Source organism: Pseudomonas sp. PS01303 (genome assembly GCF_029959385.1).
GTDB lineage: Bacteria > Pseudomonadota > Gammaproteobacteria > Pseudomonadales > Pseudomonadaceae > Aquipseudomonas > Aquipseudomonas rustica.
The window spans coordinates 1-291 of the sequence record NZ_JASCPK010000341.1; the positions used below are offsets into that span (position 1 = coordinate 1).

General features: G+C 60.8%; 1 protein-coding gene. It reads left to right on the forward strand.

Features of this window, described 5'->3' with window-relative positions; translation table 11 throughout:
• On the forward strand, nt 1-291 hold a 291-nt coding region (locus QMX93_RS30890), incomplete at both ends, for an MFS transporter (RefSeq protein ID WP_282359358.1).

The following is a 291-nucleotide window of genomic DNA, read 5'->3' on the forward strand; positions in this document are numbered from 1 at the left end:
GCCATTGGCCGACCGCTTCGGCGTGCGACGGATTCTGCTTGCTTGCGTGCTGATCTACGCCACGCTCACCGTGTTGATGGTGTTCGCCGATTCCCTGAATACGCTGATGATCGCGCGTTATATCTGCGGCATCGGCATGGGCGGCGCGATGCCCAGCGCGATGGCGTTGATGTCGGAATATTCGCCTCCACGCTTGCGTACTTTGATGGTGACGCTGGCGGCGTGCGGTTTTTCGTTCGGTGGGGCGGCGGGTGGTTTTGTCGCGGCCGGATTTATCGATCAGTTCGGCTG